This is a genomic window from Nocardioides sp. NPDC057577 (assembly GCF_042801335.1).
Classification (GTDB): Bacteria; Actinomycetota; Actinomycetes; order Propionibacteriales; family Nocardioidaceae; genus Nocardioides.
This window is the reverse complement of sequence record NZ_JBHVGB010000131.1, coordinates 1-17,362: the sequence shown is the minus strand read 5'-3', so window position 1 is coordinate 17,362 and position 17,362 is coordinate 1. Positions and strand designations below refer to the sequence as shown.

The following is a 17,362-nucleotide window of genomic DNA, read 5'->3' as shown; positions in this document are numbered from 1 at the left end:
GGGCCGACCTGTCTTCGAGGCCAGTCGCGTCAGTTCGTGGAGACGTGCACGTGGTCGTAGTGGTTGGCGGTGGCGGACCCGCGGTCCTCCATGGAGCGCCAGCCCTCCGAGGCACGCACCGGCGTCCAGATCCGCTGGTACCAGATGATGTCGTAGAGGTTGAGCTCGGCTGCGTGCTGCTGCAGGTAGGCGGCGATCGAGTCGCCGAGCGCCTTGTCGCCGGTCATGAAGTCGAGCGCCTTGCCCGAGGTGTGCTCACCGTGGGCGTCCCAGCCACCGACGGTCATCGAGGCGACCTCCGGGAAGGCGTTGCAGACCGCGCGGTAGACGGTGACCGCGTCGGAGACCAGACCGCTCTCGACCGAGGAGTCCCCGCACGCGGCGGCGCTCACGCCGGCGGCGACGCCGGTGGTCTCGGGCTTCTCGTCGCTGAGGTGGCCGCTGGTCACCCAGGCGACCTCGCCGTCGACGATGATCTCGTCGCGGCCGGACTCGGTGCGCCCGGTCGCGTAGACCAGCTCGCCGGCCTCGATCTCACCGTCCTGGGCTGCATGCTTGCCGTAGGCGGACCAGAGGTTGAGCGTCTCTTCGGTCCAGCGCTTGACCGCCTTGGCGGTGCCGGTCTCGACCTGCTCGGGACCCTTGGTCAGCGTCTCGACCGAGGAGACCGAATCGCGATCGCCTCCGTCACGGCTGACGACGGTCTCGCGACGGTCCCCGGCGACGCGCGCGTCGTCACGGGTGCTCGGCACGTTGGCCTTGGTCGAGGAGAGGGAAGCGCCTGCGTTCTTGGCGATCAGGGTGGTGGGCTCCGCGAATGCGGCTCCGGCGCCGACTGCGACGCCTGTCGCGAGAACCGCGACCCCTGCGCTGGCAACTATTGATTTGGTCTTACGGACGGCCCGAGTGTCGCCTCTGTGGCTGCCGGCCACACGCAATCCTTTGCTCGACTACATGGTCTGTGCCCGAGTTTTCCCACGGTTTCAACGGATGAAACCCGTCGAGGGTTGTGCTGGTGGGGGCTCGGCACGGCAATGAGTACAGCACACACGACAGGGGGTATTCCAATTCCCTTACCGAGTTTTTGCGTAGTTTTGTACCTGTCGAGCGACTGATTCCGAGGGCTCGAAATGCCCCTCGAGACCCGTCCGAACGAGCCCCGGAGCCTCAGCCGCCGGAGGTCTCCGACACGTTCTCCGCGAACCCGCAGCCACGCCCGTCGGCGTCGTCGAGCCACCCCTCAGGAAGGACCACCTTGTCCCGCGGCGCACCCTGGCGCCCACGCGGTGCACCCAGCTGTGACGAGGGGAAAGGCTCGTTCCGGTCGAGCTTGGCGAGCATCTCGTCGAGGTCCTGAAGGCTGTTCACCAGGCCGAGGGTCCGGCGCAGCTCACCACCGGCGCCGAAGCCCTTGAGGTACCACGCGATGTGCTTGCGGATCTCCTTGCAGCCGCGCTCCTCGCCCATGTGCTCGCAGAGCAGCTCGGCGTGGCGCCGCATGATGTCGGTCACTTCGCCCAGATTCGGCAGGACGTTGACCGTCTCACCGGCAAAAGCGGCCACCAGGTCCCGGAAGAGCCAGGGGCGGCCCAGGCAGCCGCGGCCGATGACGACGCCGTCGACGCCGGTCTCCTCGACCATCCGGATCGCGTCGGCCGCCTCCCAGATGTCGCCGTTGCCGAGCACCGGGATGTCGACCGAGGCCTTGAGCTCGGCGATGGCGTCCCAGTCGGCGGTGCCGGAGTAGGCCTGCGCGACAGTACGCCCGTGCAGCGCGATCGCTGCGGCGCCGCTCTCCTGGGCGATCCGGCCGGCATCCATGTAGGTCAGGTGGGCCTCGTCGATGCCCTTGCGGGTCTTCATCGTCACCGGTACGTCATAGGGCTCCGCCGCGCGCACGGCATGCTCCAGGATCTCGCCGAGCAGGCCGCGCTTGTAGGGCAGCGCTCCCCCGCCGCCCTTGCGGGTCACCTTGGGCACCGGGCAGCCGAAGTTGAGGTCGACGTGCGCCACGCCGTAGTCGGCGCAGAGGATCTCGGTCGCCTTGCCGACGTAGACCGGGTCGGTGCCGTAGAGCTGCACGCTGCGTACGGTCTCGGCCTCGTCGAAGACGAGCATGTCCTTGGTGTGCTGGTCACCCTCCACCAGGCCGCGCGAGGTGATCATCTCGCACACGTAGAGACCCGCACCCTGCTCGGCGCACAGGCGCCGGAAGGCGGCGTTGGTGACGCCGGCCATCGGCGCGAGCACCACAGGGGTGTCGACGGTCAGGCTGCCGAGCTTGAGAGGGCCGGGAAGGGACATGCCTTCCATTGTCCGGCCAACCCCGAAGCGTACGAAATTCTAGGAGGTCGGCGAGGCAGAGGGAGAGCCCGAGGGCTTGGGGGCTACGTAGGGCGTCGGGTCGCTCTCCCAGGTGATCGGGTCGAACTCCTCGTAGGGCCGGAAGCTCACACCGACGAGCTTGCCCTGGTCGGGGACGAGCATGACCAGGCAGGTCTTGACGCTCGTGCCGGGCGCGAACGGCTTGGGGAACGTCTTGCCGTCGCAGGGCTTGAACGGCTCCTTGAACGCGGCCGCCTCGACCAGGTTGCCCTCGCCGTCGAGACCCCACAACGGTGCGTCGTAGCCACCGAGGTCGGTCTTGCCGTCGTTCTTGATGGTGGCGCGTACGAAGTAGGGAGCGCGTGACAGCGTCGCCTCATCGAGCTTCCAACCGGAGAAGGTCTGCTTGTAGGAGGTCGACTCGAGCTTGTCGACGGTGATCGAGAGCTTGCCGTCGACACCCTCCTTGGGCGCCCACTCGACGGTCGCGGTCTCACCCAGCTTGCGGTCGGCACCGGGCTCGGTGAGCGCCCCGGCGGACGGCGAGGCCGACGCGGACGGCGAGGCGGAGGGCGAGGCGGAGGCGCTCTCGGACGGCTTGGGCGCGTTCGTCCTCGGCGCCGTGCCGCTGCACCCCATCACTGACATGACCATGACCGCACCCGTGACGGATGCGGCGAGTACGGACCCCGCTCGTTGCATGGGGATATCCTGCCGCACGCTTCTCGAGATCGTGCGGCAGGACGCCCCCTGCAAGGTTTACGAGGTGGTAACGGCCCGGCGTTGACCTACTGCCTCAGGCGCCGATCAGACGCTCGGCGAAGTAGCGGCTCACGCCCTCGAGCGGGATGCGCTCCTGCTTCATGGTGTCGCGCTCGCGGATGGTGACCGCGTTGTCCTCGAGGGTGTCGAAGTCGACGGTGACGCAGTACGGCGTACCGATCTCGTCCTGGCGGCGGTAGCGCTTGCCGATCGACTGGGAGTCGTCGAAGTCGACGGCCCAGTTGGCGCGCAGCTCGGCCGAGAGCGCCTTCGCCTTCGGGGAGAGCGCCTCGTTGCGGCTGAGCGGGAGCACGGCGATCTTGACCGGCGCGATCCGGTGGTCGAGGCGGAGCACGACCCGCTTGTCGACGCCACCCTTGGCGTTGGGGGCCTCCTCCTCGGCGTAGCCGTCGACGAGGAAGGTCATCAGCGCGCGGGTCAGACCGGCCGCGGGCTCGATGACGTAGGGCAGGTAGCGCTCGTTGTTGGCCTGGTCGAAGTACTGCAGGTCCTGGCCCGAGTGCTTCATGTGGGTGCCGAGGTCGAAGTCGGTGCGGTTCGCGACGCCCTCGAGCTCACCCCACTCGCTGCCGGGGAAGTTGAACCGGTACTCGATGTCGACGGTGCGCTTGGAGTAGTGGCTCAGCTTCTCCTGGGCGTGCTCGTAGTGGCGCAGGTTGTCGGGGTTGATGCCGAGGTCGGTGTACCACCGGGTGCGCTCGTCGATCCAGTACTGGTGCCACTCCTCGTCCTCACCCGGCTTGACGAAGAACTCCATCTCCATCTGCTCGAACTCACGGGTGCGGAAGATGAAGTTGCCCGGCGTGATCTCGTTGCGGAAGCTCTTGCCGGTCTGCGCGATGCCGAACGGGGGCTTCTGGCGGGTGCTCGTGACGACGTTGGCGAAGTTCACGAAGATGCCCTGCGCGGTCTCCGGGCGCAGGTAGTGGAGGCCCGACTCGTCCTCGAGGACACCGAGGTGGGTCTTGAGCATGCCGGAGAACTCGCGCGGCTCGGTCCAGGCGCCACGGGTGCCGCAGTTGGGGCAGGCGACGACCTCGTTGATGACGACGGTGTCGGGGTCCTCGATGCCCTTCTTCTCCGCGTACTCCTCCTGGAGGTGGTCGAAGCGGTAGCGCTTGTGGCACGACTGGCACTCGACCAGCGGGTCGTTGAACGTCTCCACGTGGCCGCTCGCCACCCAGGTCTGGCGCGGCAGGATGATGCTCGAGTCGAGGCCGACGACGTCGTCGCGCTGCTGGACCATCGCCTTCCACCACTGGCGCTTGATGTTCTCCTTGAGCTCGACGCCGAGGGGGCCGTAGTCCCAGGCACTCCGGGTGCCGCCGTAGATCTCGCCGCTGGGGAAGACGAACCCGCGCCGCTTGGCGAGGGAGACGACGAGGTCAAGGGTGGATGCTGGCGGCTTTGCCACGATGAATGCTCTCTGCTCGAGGTGAGCCCGGCCGGCTGCCGGGCCCGGTGTTGAGGGGGAAGTCCACAGGACAGGGAAATCCTATCCACGGTGTCATCTTGTTATGTACGCCGCCCGCGGGGCCAATTCGCTCCTGTGCCGATAGCGTCGCTGAGCATGGACCCGAACGCGCGTCGCCTGTGGAAGCTGCTCGAGCCGATCCATGCGGTGGGCTACTTCTCACCCGAGCCGATCGCCCTGCTCAAGGAGGCCGGCTACCGCGGCTACTGGATGGGTTACTTCGCCGCCCGGTCGGCTCCGCTGGGCGCCGTTCCGGCCGAGGTCGTCCACGCGGTGTTCTACAACTTCGCCTTCTCCCACGTCTCCCGGGCGCTTCCCGACGCCTGGACGTATGCACCGCCCGAGGCCGCGCACGAGGCCCGGCGCTCCGGTGCGGTCGCCGCGCTCCGCCGCCAGCTCGGCCCGCTCGCCTCCTCCGACGACCTGGCTCGGGCCGCATCCCTCGCCTCTCGAGCCGCGCTCGGCGCACCCATGGAGGGCCGCACTCTGTACGCCGCGCTCCGCTCGCTCCCCGTGCCGACGGATCCCGTCGACCTCCTCTGGCACGCCGCCACCCTGCTGCGCGAGCACCGCGGCGACGGTCACGTCGCCACCTTGTTGGCCGCCGGTATCGGCGGGCGGGAGTCGCACGTCTTCCACGCCCTCGCCCACGGCACCTCCCCGTCGGTCTACGCCACCTCCCGCAACATCCACGAGAGCGAGTGGGACGCCCTCGTCTCGGGCCTGCGCTCCCGTGGCCTGGTCACCGACGACGGCCAGTCCCTCACCGACCTCGGTCGCGAGACCAACGCCGCGATCGAGTCGACGACCGACGCGCTTGCGGCCACGGCGTACGCGACCCTGGAGCCGGGCGAGGTCGACGACCTCATCACGTTGCTGCGGCCCCTCACCAAGGCGGTCGTCGCCTCCGGCGAGATCCCCCATCAGTCCCCCATGGGTCTCGACCTCGACGAGGTCGGCTAACCCCGTTGCCCCGCCGGAGCTCGGAGGCCCATGCTGGGCACCATGGCGATGCCTGACCTCGATCCCCGGCTCACCCCGATCCTCGAGCTGGCCGCGGTCGCGGCCGCGCGACCCGGCGTCGAGGTCGATGAGGAGACCCTGCGCGAGATCTTCGAGGAGGCGGCGATGCTGCTCGACCTCGGAAACGTCCTCGACGAGCTCGACGACCACGACTCAGACAGCGTGGTCGCCGGCCTGTGCGCCGACCTGCTCGCCGGTGACCCGGCCGCCAGCGTCCGCGCCCATGCCGAGGTGGCTCTGGCCGACACCTCGCTCCACGACTCCGAGGCGGCCGCGGTCGCCTACCGGATGGCTGCCCACGCCCTTCGGCTCTGAGCCCAGCGCCGTCACCAGCTCAGGTCGTGGAGGGAGCCGATCCGGGGCACAGGCGCATCGGGGTGGGCGTCATGGCGGTCCAGGAGGACGGCATCGAGACCGGCCTCGATGGGGCCGAGTGCGTCGTGGGCCAGGCTGTTGCCGACCATCAGCGCCTCCACAGGGGCGATGCCGGCTCGCTCGCAGGTGAGCAGGTAGGCCCGCCGATCGGGCTTGCTCGCCGGCAGGGTCGAGGTCGAGACGAGGAGGTCGACCTCTGCGGCGAGACCGGTCAGGTCGAGCTTGAGGCGCTGGTGGGCGTCGTCGCCGTTGGTCAGGACGACGGTGCGGAGACCGGCCTCGCGCACCCGGCTGAGCGTTGGGGCGGCGTCGTGGAAGGCGACCCACTGCGCCTCGTACCTCGTCAGATAGCTGGCGAACAGTGCATCCGCCTCCGCATCGGAGACATCGGCCCCGAGGAACTCGCGGGTCCGTGCCCGACGCTGTTCCTGGAAGCTGATCTCGCGACGCTGGTAGCGCTGGTAGTGCTGCTCGGAGACCACGTCCCAGCGGGCCTCGACGTCCCCGGAGATCCCGTGCTCTGCCGCCCATCCGACGACTGCCGCCCGCGCGGCCCCGGCCTGATCCACCAGCGTGTCGTCGAGGTCGAAGACGATCGCGCGCAGCACGAACGCCACTCTATTGCTGTGGCACCCGCCAAAACATTGGATGTGCGGGGTTCTGACGCCCAGGGCGCCGTTCCGCGGCGTCACTTCCGTGCACATGCGCGGAAGCGGGGCGTCAGGAGGCGGGCGACCGGCGTTCGGCGTAGAGCTCCAGCGCCTCGGCGAAGTCGTGCTCGGTGAAGTCGGGCCAGAGCTTCTCGCTGACGACGATCTCGGCGTTCGAGGTCTGCCAGGGGAAGAAGCCGGAGAGGCGCTGCTCGCCGCTGGTGCGGATGACGAGGTCGATGTCCTTGACCGGGCCGCCGGGCAGCGCGGCGGTGATGGTCTGTTCGTCGATCTCCGTGACGCCCGAGGCGATCGCGCGGCGGATGCCTTCGACGATGTCACCGTGCGGGTCGTAGCCGATCGCCATCGTCAGATGGGCGGGGCGATCGGCGGTCTCCTTCTCGGCCGCACGCAGCGCATCGGCCGCGCCCGCGGGCAGCAGGGAGAGGTCGCCGGAGACGTGGAGGGCCCAGCGGTCGCTGCGTACGACGGTCTGCGGGAGCTTGTCGGCCAGGATGCCGAACAGGTGGTCGACCTGGGACTTCGGGCGCTTCCGGATGTTGTCGGCGGAGAGGACGTAGGAGGTGAGGTGGTCGATCCCCCGACGGGTGCACCAGCCCAGCAGGTCCTCGACGTGGTCGGCGCCGACGTCGTGGCCGGCGCCAGGGTTCGCGAAACCGGCCTTCTTCGCCCAGCGGCGGTTGCCGTCCATCACGACGCCGACGTGGATCGGCAGCATCAGCGGCTCGGGTCGTTGAGCGAGAGGATCCGGCGGCGCTCGACGTCGGTCAGGTCGGAGGCGGCGAGGATCTTCTGCAAGACGTCGGACTTGCGGGCGATATAGGTGTCGATATCCATCGCCTGGTCGGCGGCCAGCGCCAGCTTCACCGCTGCGTACTCGTCGCGAAGGTCGTCGCGGCGGCGCAGGACGTCGCGGACGGCGAGGTGGTTGCGTACGTTGAGCGTCCCCGCGGCGCAGACGTAGACGTGGCGTCGCGGATCCTCGTCGGGAGCGAGGAAGGCCTCGCGGCCGGCTACGCCGAGGTCGCCCCGGTGGGCGTAGCCGATGCGCTCGAGCGCAGCGACGGCGGCCGGTACGTCCTCCGGCGCGACGATCACGTCGACGTCGAGGATGGGCTTCGCGGCGAGGCCGGGGACCGAGGTCGAGCCGACGTGCTCGACGCTCGCCGCCGGGCCGTCAGCCAGTGCGCCGCGCAAGGCTGCGGCCACCTTCTCGAACCGGTCCTGCCACGACGGGTCGTACGCCACTACCTCGATGCTCACAGGAACCAGAGTCTCGCAGGTCCGCTCAGGCTTCGGCGGCGAGGGGCCGTGGCCGAAGGCGCAGGCCGGTGACGAACCCGGCGACGGCGTCGGAGAGCGCGAGCACGAGCGCCGCGGGGGCTGCGGCGACGACCAGGACCGCGGCGGTCACCGCCGGGCTCCCGGACAGGCCGAAGAGCAGCCAGGCCGACCAGGTCGCTCCGGCGGTGAGGAACACGAGGGTCGCGGAGCCGGCCAGCACCCCCTTGAGGCCTCCCACGACGCGTGCCGCGAGCGCCGCGGGCGCGGCGATGGCCACGCAGAGCGCCCCGACGGCAGCGCCTAGAAGCACGAGCACCGGCCCTGCGAGCGGTCCGCCGATGCCTTGGTCGCCGGTCGTGGAGGCAACCAGGAGTCCGGCGTAGACCAGTCCGGCAAGCACGGGATAGACCAGCCCGACGAGCACCATGGTGACCACGAAGGATGCGGCGCGAACGGCGGTCACAGGCAAGCTCATGCGGTCATGATGCCCGGCCCCGCCGGGCGCTGCCGCGGATGTTGGCCCTTCGTTGACGAACCGAGCGTTGGTCAACCCTCAGACGCGTCCGCGGACCATCGCGATGAGGCGGTCCAGGACCTCGTCGGGTGCGACCTGGACGCCGTTGTGGAGGTGGACGTTGGTGATCCACGGGCGCAGGGTGGGGACCAGCTCGGCGGTGGCGAGGGAGTGCTCGCGCAGGACGTAGGGGTCGTCGTAGTAGACCGCCGCGGCGCACGGGACGTCGACCGACGCCAGCGCCGACGGGTCGTAGAGGCTCGGCCACTCGCGCTCGGCCAGCAGGTCCGCCGTCTCGGCGAAGGGAGCCAGCAGCGGGTCCTCGCTCAGGTGCCACGGGAAGAGGTGCTCGGCGGTGAAGAGGGTCGGGTCCTCGTACGCCGCGGGCTGGACGCGCGCGGAGGCCCAGCGGGTCGTCTGAGCATCGGCGTAGCAGGCCTCGTGGACGAGTACGTAGAGCGGCGAGTGCCCACTGAAGGGCAGCAGCGAGGCGACCTCGTGACCGAAGCCGAGGCCGGCCGGGTCGCGCTCGAGGAGGTAGTGGATCCGCTCGGAACCGCCGGTCATCCCGAGCTGGCAGCCGATCGAACGCGCCTGGCGGGCGGAGAGCGGACCGCCGTGCGGGAGCCGGATCTCGCCGGCGTCGCAGCGCTCGACCAGCGCCCGCATCCGCATCCGGTCACCGGGGAAGCGGGCGTAGTGGCGCTCGGTGAGCTCGATGGTGCGGGCGAAGGTCGCGGCGTAGACCTCATCGACGGGCAACCCGACCGGCGGCACTCCCCCGGTGAAGAGCACCTCGCGCAGCGACTCGGGGTGGGTGGAGAGGTAGCGCAGCGAGCAGAAGCCGCCGAAGGACTGGCCCAGGAGCGACCAGCGCTCGATGCCCAGGGATGCGCGGAGGAGCTCGGCGTCCTCGACGATCGAGTCGGCACGGAAGTGGGCCAGGTAGTCGGCCTGCTCCTGCGGACTCCTCCCGGTCATCGCGGTGAGCGGCGTCGACCGCCCGGTCCCGCGCTGGTCGAGGAGGATCACCCGATAGTCCCGGAGCGCCCGCTCGAGCCAGCCCGGCACCATCGGAAGGTCGATCGGGCGCGGGCTCTCCCCGCCCGGGCCGCCCTGGAGGAAGAGCAGTGCGTCGCGGTCGTCGCGATCGCCCGGGCGGCGCACCTCGCGGGCGAAGACGGTCAGCGTCTCCGGCCCGCCGCCGCGATGGTCGAGCGGCACCTCGATCTCGTGCTCGATCAGGACCAGTCCAGGGATCGTCTCGATGCGCACGAGCCGATCCTAGTGCCGCTCGGATGGACCGTGGCGTTGCGGTACGGCCCGACAGAACCTAACCTGAACACCGTTCACCTGAACGTCGTTCAGTTCTGCCACGCCGAGGAGCGCACCACATGACGACAGCCTTCGACCAGCTTGCCGACCGGATCCTGTCCGGCGGGGCCGCGACAGCCGACGACGCAGTGGCCGTGCTGCGTACGCCCGACGCGGAGCTGATGAGCGTCGTCGCCGCGGCAGGGCGACTGCGGCGCGAGCACTTCGGCAACACCGTCAAGGTGAACTACCTGGTCAACCTGAAGTCGGGGCTGTGCCCGGAGAACTGCAACTACTGCAGCCAGGCGCTCGGTTCTCAGGCCCCGGTGCTGAAGTACTCCTGGCTCTCCAAGGACGAGACCCTCGAGCAGGCGGGCGCCGGGCTGCGCGGTGGCGCCACCCGCGTCTGCATGGTCTCCTCGGGCCGCGGTCCCTCCGATCGCGACATCGACAAGGTCGTCGAGATGACCTCCGCACTGAAGGACGCGCACGAGGGCGTCGAGGTCTGCGCCTGTCTCGGGCTGCTCAAGGGTGGCCAGGCCGAGCGGCTCAAGGCCGCCGGGGTGGATGCGTACAACCACAACATCAACACCGCCGAGTCCAACCACGACAACATCGTCCAGACCCACACCTACGAGGACCGCGTCGACACGATCGGCAAGGCCAAGGACGCCGGCCTCTCACCGTGCTCCGGCCTCATCGCGGGCCTGGGCGAGAGCGACGAGCAGCTCGTCGAGGCGCTCTTCGCCCTGAAGGAGCTCGACGCCGACTCGATCCCCGTGAACTTCCTGATGCCGTTCGACGGGACGCCGTACGAGAACACCTGGGAGCTCTCCCCCACCCGGTGCGTGAAGATCCTGGCGATGGCACGGTTCGTCTGCCCGGACAAGGAGATCCGGATCGCGGGCGGGCGCGAGATGCACCTGCGCTCGCTGCAGGCCACCGCGCTGCAGGTCGCCAACTCGATCTTCCTCGGCGACTACCTGACCTCCGAGGGGCAGGACGCGCTGGCCGACCTGGAGATGCTGCGTGACAACGGGTTCATCATCCTCGGCATGGACGAGAGCGGGTTCGGCGACCTCATCGAGGAGCACCGCACCAAGGCGGCCGGCCGGGTCGCGGGCGGTGGCTGCGGCAGCAGCTGTGGCGACGGCTGCGGCTCTGCCTCCGGCGGAGCGTGCGGCAGCCACGACGACCAGGACGGCCCGGTCATCCGGCGCCGCGGAGCGGGGACCGATGTCGCTGCGAATGCTTGATCCGGGGGTTGAACCGGGCGTTGATCGGCGCGCCGACCTGCTCGCCTTCGACCGCGAGCACCTCTGGCACCCCTACACCTCGATGACCGACCCGGCGCCGGTACAGCTCGTCACCGGCGCCGAGGGCGTACGTCTCCACCTCGACGACGGCGGTGAGCGCCTCGAGGTCGTCGACGCGATGTCGTCGTGGTGGTCGGCGGTCCACGGCTACCGGGTGCCCGAGCTGGACGCCGCGCTCGCCGAGCAGGCCGGCCGGATGGCGCACGTGATGTTCGGCGGCCTGACCCACGCACCGGCGATCGACCTCGCCGAGCGGCTCGTCTCGATCACACCTGAGCCGCTGCAGCACGTCTTTCTCGCCGACTCCGGGTCGGTGAGCGTCGAGGTGGCGATCAAGATGGCGCTGCAGAGCCAGCGCGGCCGCGGGCGGCCGGAGCGGACCAAGCTGCTGACCGTGCGCGGCGGCTACCACGGCGACACGTTCGGCTGCATGAGCACGTGCGACCCGGTCGGCGGGATGCACTCGATGTTCACCGAGATGCTCGCGCCGCAGGTCTTCGCCGAGCGTCCGCCCGCACCGGGTGGTGACGTGGAGGCGTGGGCTTCAGGCGTACGCCGGGTCGCCGAGGCCCACGCGCACGAGCTCGCCGGGATCATCCTCGAGCCGCGGCTCCAGGGCGCGGGCGGGATGTGGGTCTACGACGACCGCTGCCTGGTCGTGCTCCGCGAGATCGCCGACGAGCACGGGCTGGTGCTGATCTTCGACGAGATCGCCACCGGCCTCGGCCGCACCGGTTCGCTGTTCGTGTCCTCGCAGGTCACACCGGACATCCTCTGCATCGGCAAGGCGCTGACCGGCGGCTACCTGACCTTGGCCGCCGTGCTGACCACCTCCGAGGTCGCGCACGCGATCTCCCGGAGCGAGTCGGGCGTGCTCATGCACGGGCCCACCTTCATGGGCAACCCGCTCGCCTGCGCGGTCGCCCTGGCATCGCTCGACCTGCTGGCCGCTCGCGGCTGGGAGCAGGACGTGGCCCGGGTCTCCGACGCACTCGCGGCGGGCCTCTCCCCCCTCTCCGGGCTGCCGAACGTCAGTGACGTCCGCGTCCTCGGCGCGATCGGCGTGGTCCAGCTCGACCACCCCGTCGATGTCGCCAAGGCCACCGATGCCGCACTGCGCGAAGGCGTCTGGATCCGGCCGTTCCGCGACCTGATCTACACGATGCCGCCCTACGTCACCGACGAGGACGACCTCGCCCGGATCTGCCGCGCCGTCGGCGCGGCCGCGGAGGTGGCCTGATGAGCTGGGAGACCTGGCTGGCCGACGCGGCCACGGCGCGCGAGGAGGCAGGACTGACCCGTCGGCTGCGGCCACGCAGCGCCGGGGACGCCACCATCGACCTGGCCGGCAACGACTACCTGGGGTTGTCGGGGCATCCGGACGTACGCCGCGCCGCGGCCGACGCGGCCATGCTCTGGGGTGGCGGCGCGGGTGCGTCGAGGCTGGTCACGGGCACCTTGACGCTGCACGGCGACCTGGAGGACGAGCTCGCCGACTGGCTGGGACAGCCGGGCGCGCTGACCTTCTCGACCGGCTACCACGCCAACCTCTCGGTGATCACCGCGCTGGCCGACCGGACCGCCCACATCGTCTCCGACGCGCACATCCACGCCTCACTGATCGATGCCGTCAGGCTCTCCCGGGCCCAGCTGACGGTCGTCCCGCACAACAACGTGGCCGCGGTGCACGCAGCGCTGGCCGCCCGGCCGGGCGTACGCAGCCTCGTGCTCGCCGAGTCGGTCTACTCCGTGCTCGGTGACGAGGCATCGCTCGTCGAGCTGGCCGAGGTGTGCGCGGCGTACGGCGCGCTGCTCGTCGTCGACGAGGCCCACGGCGTCGGCGTGCACGGCCCAGGGCTCGTCCACCGGCGCGGACTCGCCGGGCGCCCCGACGTGCTCGTCACCGCAACGCTGTCCAAGAGCCTGGGCAGCCAGGGCGGTGCGGTGCTGGGGCCGCGAGCGGTTCTGGACCACCTGGTCAACACCGCCCGACCGTTCATCTTCGACACCGGCCTGGCTCCGGCCCCTGCCGCCGCGGCGCTGGCCGCGGCACGGGTCGCGCGGTCGCGCCCGGACCTCGCCGACACCATCCGCGCTCGCGTCACCGGGCTGGCCGGGACCCTGGGCATCCAGGCCCCCGCCGGCGCGGTGCTGTCGGTGCCGATGCCGTCGCCCGAGGCAGCGGTCGCAGCGCAGGCGGACCTGCTCACCGAGGGCGTACGCGTCGGCTGCTTCCGGCCACCCTCGGTCCCCGACGGGGTCTCCCGGCTGCGGGTGACCGCCGGCGCGGGGGTCACCGACGAGGAGTGGGACCGGGCGGTCAAGGCCATTGACACGATCGTGGGTGAGGTCGGATGAGTGGGCGGGTCGTCATCGTCACCGGCACCAACACCGGCGTCGGCAAGACCGTCGCGACGGCGACGCTGGCCTCCCGGGCACGCACCGACGGTGAGAAGGTCGCGGTCGTGAAACCGGTGCAGACCGGCACCGCCGACGGCGACTGCGACGCGGCCGAGATCCGCCGGCTGACCGGGATCGAGGTCCACGAGCTGACCAGTCTCGAGGAGCCGCTCGCACCCGACACCGCTGCCCGGCGGGCCGGGGTGGAGATCCCGCCGGTCGCTGCGTACGCTCCGACGATCGCGGCGCTGACCAGGGACAACGATCTCGTCCTGGTCGAGGGTGCCGGTGGTCTGCTGGTGCGCCTGGACACCGACGGCGGCACGCTCCTGGACCTCGCCGATGCGCTCCTCGTCGGCGGCACACCCACCTCGTTCGTCGTCGTCACCGCGGCCGGCCTGGGCACCCTCAACCACACCGAGCTGACCGTGGCCGCGCTGCGCGCTCGTGGCTACGAGCCCGACGGGCTGATCATCGGCTCCTGGCCCGGCGATCCGGGCCTGGCCGAGCGGTGCAACCGCATCGACCTCCCCCGGGTGACCGGCGTACCCCTGCTGTTCGGCATCCCGGAAGGAATTGACAACCATTCTCAACTAGTCTGAGAATGGTTCTCATGACCCCCACTGCTCGCTCCGCCGGCCTCCTTGCTGTCGGCGCGCTCCTGCTCACCTCGGGCTGTGCCGCCCTCTCCGACGACTCCGGTTCCTCCGCCTCCGGATCAGACTCGGGGAAGGTCCAGGTCGCAGCCGCGTTCTACCCGCTGGAGTTCGTCGCGGAGCGAGTAGCGGGGGACCTCGCCGAGGTCACTCCCCTCACCAAGCCGGGCGTCGAGCCGCACGACCTCGAGCTCAGCATCAACCAGACCGCCGCGCTGCAGAGTGCCGACCTGATCCTCACCGAGCACGGCTTCCAGCCCGCCGTCGACGACGCGGTCGAGCAGGACGTCAAGGGTGAGGTCGTCGACGTCGAGAAGGTCGTCGAGCTCCGCAAGGCCGAGGAAGGTCATGAGGAGGGCCACGAGGAAGGTCACGAGGGCGAGGAGGCGGCCGGGGACGAGCACGACCACGGCGAGACCGACCCGCACTTCTGGCACGACCCGCTGCTGATGGCGCAGTACGCCGAGAGCGTCCGCGACGCTCTGGTCGAGGCCGACCCCGACAACGCCGAGACCTACGAGGCCAACGCGAAGTCGCTCACCGAGGACCTGACGAAGGTCGACGAGGAGTTCAAGGCCGGCCTGGCGCAGTGCAAGATCAAGGACGTCGTCGTCTCCCACGACGCCTTCGGCTACCTGGACAAGTACGGCCTGGAGTTCGAGTCGATCGCCGGCCTGACCCCCGACGCCGAGCCCAACCCGGCCCAGCTCGCCGAGATCGGCGAGCACGCCAAGGAGCACGGCGTGACCACGATCTTCTCCGAGCGTCTGGTCAGCACCGCGCTCGCCGACACCCTCGCCGACGACCTCGGCCTCGAGACCGCCGTGCTCGATCCGATCGAGGGCCTCTCGGCAGACACCGAGGGAGAGGACTACCTTTCCCTCATGCGCCAGAACCTCGACGCTCTGAAGGCGGCCAACGGTTGTCAGTGAATCCCAACGGGAACAGCACCGTTCCCTCCGATGTCCCCGTGCAGCTCCTGCACGGGGATGTCGCGCTGTCCGGACGCCCCGTCCTGCGCGACGTGGACCTGACGGTCAAGCGCGGTGAGTTCGTCGCGCTGATGGGCGCCAACGGCTCCGGCAAGTCGACGCTCGTACGCACGCTGGTCGGCCTCAACCCGCTCTCAGCCGGTCGCCTGGAGCTGTTCGGCCGTCCGCTGGCCGGCTTCCACGACTGGTCCCGCGTCGGCTACGTGCCGCAGCGAAGCACCGCCACCGGCGGCGTACCCGCATCGGTCTGGGAGGTCGTCGCCTCCGGCCGGCTCACCCACCGCAAGCTGCTGCGGCCGCTGCGCAGCGCCGACCGGGCCGCGATCCGGGCAGCGCTCGAGGTGGTCGGGATGGATGCGTACGCCCACCGCGGGGTCGCCCAGCTCTCCGGCGGCCAGCACCAGCGGGTGCTGATCGCGCGGGCGCTCGCCGGCCGTCCCGAGCTGCTGCTCCTCGACGAGCCCACCGCCGGCGTCGACCTGCCCAACCAGCACGCGCTGGCCGGGGCTCTCGGCCGCCTCAAGGAAGCGGGCGCCACGATCGTGCTGGTCGCCCACGAGCTCGGGCCGCTGGCTCCGCTGGTCGACCGCGCCGTCGTCATGCGCGACGGACGCAAGGCCTACGACGGCCAGCCCCTCTCCGACGCCGACGTCCACGCCCAGGGCTTCGACGCCGGGCACGTCCACTGCGACGACGCCTCGACCCCCGAGCCCAACGCCGCCGTCCCGACCCCCCTCAAGGAGCTCTGATGACTCTCCTTGAGCTCTTCTCGGTGCCGTTCATGCAGCGGGCCCTGATCGCGGCGTTCCTCGTCGGGATCGCGGCGCCGGCCGTCGGCACCTACATCGTGCAGCGGCGACTGGCGCTGATGGGTGACGGCATCGGTCACGTCGCCGTCACCGGCGTCGCGATCGGCCTGTGGACCCAGACCTCGCCGACCTGGGCCGCGGTGATCGTGGCCATCGCCGGGGCCGTGGTCATCGAGATCGTGCGCGAGCGCGGCCACGCCGAAGGCGACGTCGCCCTGGCGATGCTCTTCTACGGCGGGCTCGCCGGCGGCGTCTTCGTCACCGGGCTCGCCGGCACCGGCGCCTCCCGGCTCCAGGAGTTCCTCTTCGGCTCGATCCTGACGATCTCGGTCGACGACCTGCTCGTGACGATGGCCCTCGCGGTCGTACTGATCGTGATCTGCGTCGGCCTCTCACCACAGCTGTTCGCGGTCTCCCAGGACGCCGACTACGCCAAGGTCGCCGGGCTACCGGTGCGGTTCTACTCCATCCTCGTCGCCGTGCTCGCTGCCCTGAGCGTGGTGATCGCGATGCGCACCGTCGGGCTGCTGCTCGTCTCCGCCCTCATGGTCGTACCCGTTGCGATCGTGCAGCAGCTGACCCGGTCGTTCCGGATGACGCTGCTCGGTGCCATGGGTGCAGGTCTGGTCGCCTCGGTCGGCGGTCTGGTGCTCGCGGCCGCGCTCTCCCGCACCGGTGCCAACGTCCAGCCGGGCCCCAGCATCGTGCTGGTCGCCCTGGCCGGGTTCTTCCTGGTCTGGCCGATCGGTGCCTGGCTACGCCGCCGGCGGGCGCTCGTGGCCCCGTTCCCGGAGACCGCGCCCGTGGAGAAGCCGGTCGACGAGGCACACCCGCACCACCACGGCGAGAAGTGCGGCCACGTCGCGGTCGAGCACGGCGACCACGTCGACTACATCCACGACGGGCACCGGCACGCGGCGCACGTCGGTGCCGAGGGAGAGCACTATGACGAGCATTGATCCCCCGAGCTCCCTGCGCCCCACCAAACAGCGGCTCGCCGTGGCCGAGGCACTACGGACCTATGACGGCTTCCACTCCGCCCAGGAGATCCACTCCCGTCTCGACGGCACCGTCGGCCTGGCCACCGTCTACCGCACGCTGACCGCGCTGGCCGAGGCCGGCGCGGTCGACGCGATGCGCTCCGAGGACGGCGAGACGATCTACCGCCGCTGCTCCGACACCCACCACCATCACCTGGTCTGCCGTCAGTGCGGCCGCACCGTCGAGGTCGAGGGCCCCGCCGTCGAGCGCTGGACCAAGACCATGGCCGAGGACAACGGCTTCACCGACGTCTCCCACACCCTGGAGATCTTCGGCACCTGCACCGACTGCCGTTAGCTCGGCTGGTCGAGCCGCGAGCGCCAGCGAGCGTGTCGAGACCAACACAGTCCGTCTAGCGCGACCTCACTGTGTTGGTCTCGACACG

At 70.3% G+C, this 17,362-nt stretch carries 19 protein-coding genes; 10 read left to right on the top strand and 9 right to left on the bottom strand.

The genetic code is table 11. From position 1 onward, the window contains the following. Positions 1–29: 29 nt before the first annotated feature. The 4 genes from ACFU7D_RS21590 to ACFU7D_RS21575 form a co-directional block, all read right to left on the bottom strand. Positions 30–932, bottom strand: a complete 903-nt coding sequence (locus ACFU7D_RS21590; protein ID WP_378870976.1) for a mucin-2 protein — start codon at positions 930–932, stop codon at positions 30–32. Positions 933–1,167: 235 nt separating this feature from the next. Beyond that, positions 1,168–2,304 (bottom strand): tRNA dihydrouridine synthase DusB, encoded by a 1,137-nt coding sequence (gene dusB, locus ACFU7D_RS21585; RefSeq protein WP_378730663.1) that lies wholly within the window; start codon positions 2,302–2,304, stop codon positions 1,168–1,170. Positions 2,305–2,343: 39 nt separating this feature from the next. Further along, positions 2,344–3,027, bottom strand: coding sequence for a hypothetical protein (locus tag ACFU7D_RS21580; protein WP_378870974.1), 684 nt, complete (start codon positions 3,025–3,027; stop codon positions 2,344–2,346). Between the two features lie 94 nt (positions 3,028–3,121). Further along, positions 3,122–4,522, bottom strand: coding sequence for a glycine--tRNA ligase (locus ACFU7D_RS21575; RefSeq protein ID WP_378730659.1), 1,401 nt, complete (start codon positions 4,520–4,522; stop codon positions 3,122–3,124). 156 nt (positions 4,523–4,678) lie between these two features. Here ACFU7D_RS21575 and ACFU7D_RS21570 point away from each other — a divergent pair, with 156 nt between their 5' ends. Together ACFU7D_RS21570 and ACFU7D_RS21565 are read left to right on the top strand one after the other, a co-directional pair. Next, positions 4,679–5,545, top strand: a complete 867-nt coding sequence (locus tag ACFU7D_RS21570) for a hypothetical protein (RefSeq protein WP_378870972.1) — start codon at positions 4,679–4,681, stop codon at positions 5,543–5,545. A 42-nt stretch (positions 5,546–5,587) separates the two neighbouring features. Then, positions 5,588–5,920 carry a hypothetical protein gene (locus ACFU7D_RS21565; protein WP_378870969.1) on the top strand — a complete coding sequence of 111 codons (333 nt, stop codon included), beginning with the start codon at positions 5,588–5,590 and terminating at the stop codon, positions 5,918–5,920. An 11-nt stretch (positions 5,921–5,931) separates the two neighbouring features. On the opposite strand, the gene ACFU7D_RS21560 is transcribed toward ACFU7D_RS21565, so the two are convergent. The 5 genes from ACFU7D_RS21560 to ACFU7D_RS21540 all read right to left on the bottom strand — a co-directional run bounded on the left by ACFU7D_RS21560 (position 5,932) and on the right by ACFU7D_RS21540 (position 9,724). Further along, positions 5,932–6,588 carry an HAD family hydrolase gene (locus ACFU7D_RS21560; RefSeq protein WP_378870966.1) on the bottom strand — a complete coding sequence of 219 codons (657 nt, stop codon included), beginning with the start codon at positions 6,586–6,588 and terminating at the stop codon, positions 5,932–5,934. 112 nt (positions 6,589–6,700) lie between these two features. Further along, positions 6,701–7,369 carry a polyprenyl diphosphate synthase gene (gene uppS / locus ACFU7D_RS21555; RefSeq protein ID WP_378870963.1) on the bottom strand — a complete coding sequence of 223 codons (669 nt, stop codon included), beginning with the start codon at positions 7,367–7,369 and terminating at the stop codon, positions 6,701–6,703. Continuing rightward, a complete protein-coding gene (locus ACFU7D_RS21550; protein ID WP_378870960.1) occupies positions 7,369–7,914 on the bottom strand; it encodes a GrpB family protein in 546 nt (181 codons plus the stop codon). The genes uppS and ACFU7D_RS21550 overlap by 1 nt, the downstream gene beginning before the upstream one ends. A 25-nt stretch (positions 7,915–7,939) precedes the next feature. Then, complete coding sequence (locus ACFU7D_RS21545; RefSeq protein ID WP_378870957.1) at positions 7,940–8,410, bottom strand: hypothetical protein; 471 nt, start codon at positions 8,408–8,410, stop codon at positions 7,940–7,942. A gap of 78 nt (positions 8,411–8,488) precedes the next feature. Continuing rightward, entirely contained in the window at positions 8,489–9,724 is a 1,236-nt protein-coding gene (locus tag ACFU7D_RS21540; protein WP_378870956.1) for an alpha/beta fold hydrolase, read from the bottom strand. Positions 9,725–9,843: 119 nt separating this feature from the next. Here ACFU7D_RS21540 and bioB point away from each other — a divergent pair, with 119 nt between their 5' ends. The 8 genes from bioB to ACFU7D_RS21500 are packed head-to-tail and all read left to right on the top strand — an operon-like array spanning position 9,844 to position 17,274. After that, the gene (bioB, locus tag ACFU7D_RS21535) at positions 9,844–11,019 is read left to right on the top strand and encodes a biotin synthase BioB (protein WP_378870954.1); all 1,176 of its coding nucleotides are present in this window, start codon (positions 9,844–9,846) and stop codon (positions 11,017–11,019) included. Continuing rightward, positions 11,012–12,319, top strand: coding sequence for an adenosylmethionine--8-amino-7-oxononanoate transaminase (gene bioA / locus ACFU7D_RS21530; protein WP_378870952.1), 1,308 nt, complete (start codon positions 11,012–11,014; stop codon positions 12,317–12,319). The genes bioB and bioA overlap by 8 nt, the downstream gene beginning before the upstream one ends. Beyond that, a complete protein-coding gene (locus tag ACFU7D_RS21525) occupies positions 12,319–13,437 on the top strand; it encodes an 8-amino-7-oxononanoate synthase (RefSeq protein WP_378870949.1) in 1,119 nt (372 codons plus the stop codon). The genes bioA and ACFU7D_RS21525 overlap by 1 nt, the downstream gene beginning before the upstream one ends. Further along, positions 13,434–14,081 carry a dethiobiotin synthase gene (bioD, locus tag ACFU7D_RS21520; protein WP_378870947.1) on the top strand — a complete coding sequence of 216 codons (648 nt, stop codon included), beginning with the start codon at positions 13,434–13,436 and terminating at the stop codon, positions 14,079–14,081. Before ACFU7D_RS21525 ends, bioD begins: the two co-directional genes overlap by 4 nt. A gap of 11 nt (positions 14,082–14,092) precedes the next feature. Then, a complete protein-coding gene (locus ACFU7D_RS21515; RefSeq protein ID WP_378870944.1) occupies positions 14,093–15,067 on the top strand; it encodes a metal ABC transporter substrate-binding protein in 975 nt (324 codons plus the stop codon). A 38-nt stretch (positions 15,068–15,105) separates the two neighbouring features. Next, positions 15,106–15,876: a metal ABC transporter ATP-binding protein gene (locus ACFU7D_RS21510; protein ID WP_378870941.1), complete on the top strand. Its 771-nt coding sequence runs from the start codon at positions 15,106–15,108 to the stop codon at positions 15,874–15,876. Then, entirely contained in the window at positions 15,876–16,895 is a 1,020-nt protein-coding gene (locus tag ACFU7D_RS21505) for a metal ABC transporter permease (RefSeq protein WP_378730630.1), read from the top strand. Before ACFU7D_RS21510 ends, ACFU7D_RS21505 begins: the two co-directional genes overlap by 1 nt. Continuing rightward, positions 16,882–17,274 carry a Fur family transcriptional regulator gene (locus ACFU7D_RS21500; protein ID WP_091048587.1) on the top strand — a complete coding sequence of 131 codons (393 nt, stop codon included), beginning with the start codon at positions 16,882–16,884 and terminating at the stop codon, positions 17,272–17,274. The genes ACFU7D_RS21505 and ACFU7D_RS21500 overlap by 14 nt, the downstream gene beginning before the upstream one ends. The last annotated feature ends 88 nt before the right edge of the window (positions 17,275–17,362 follow it).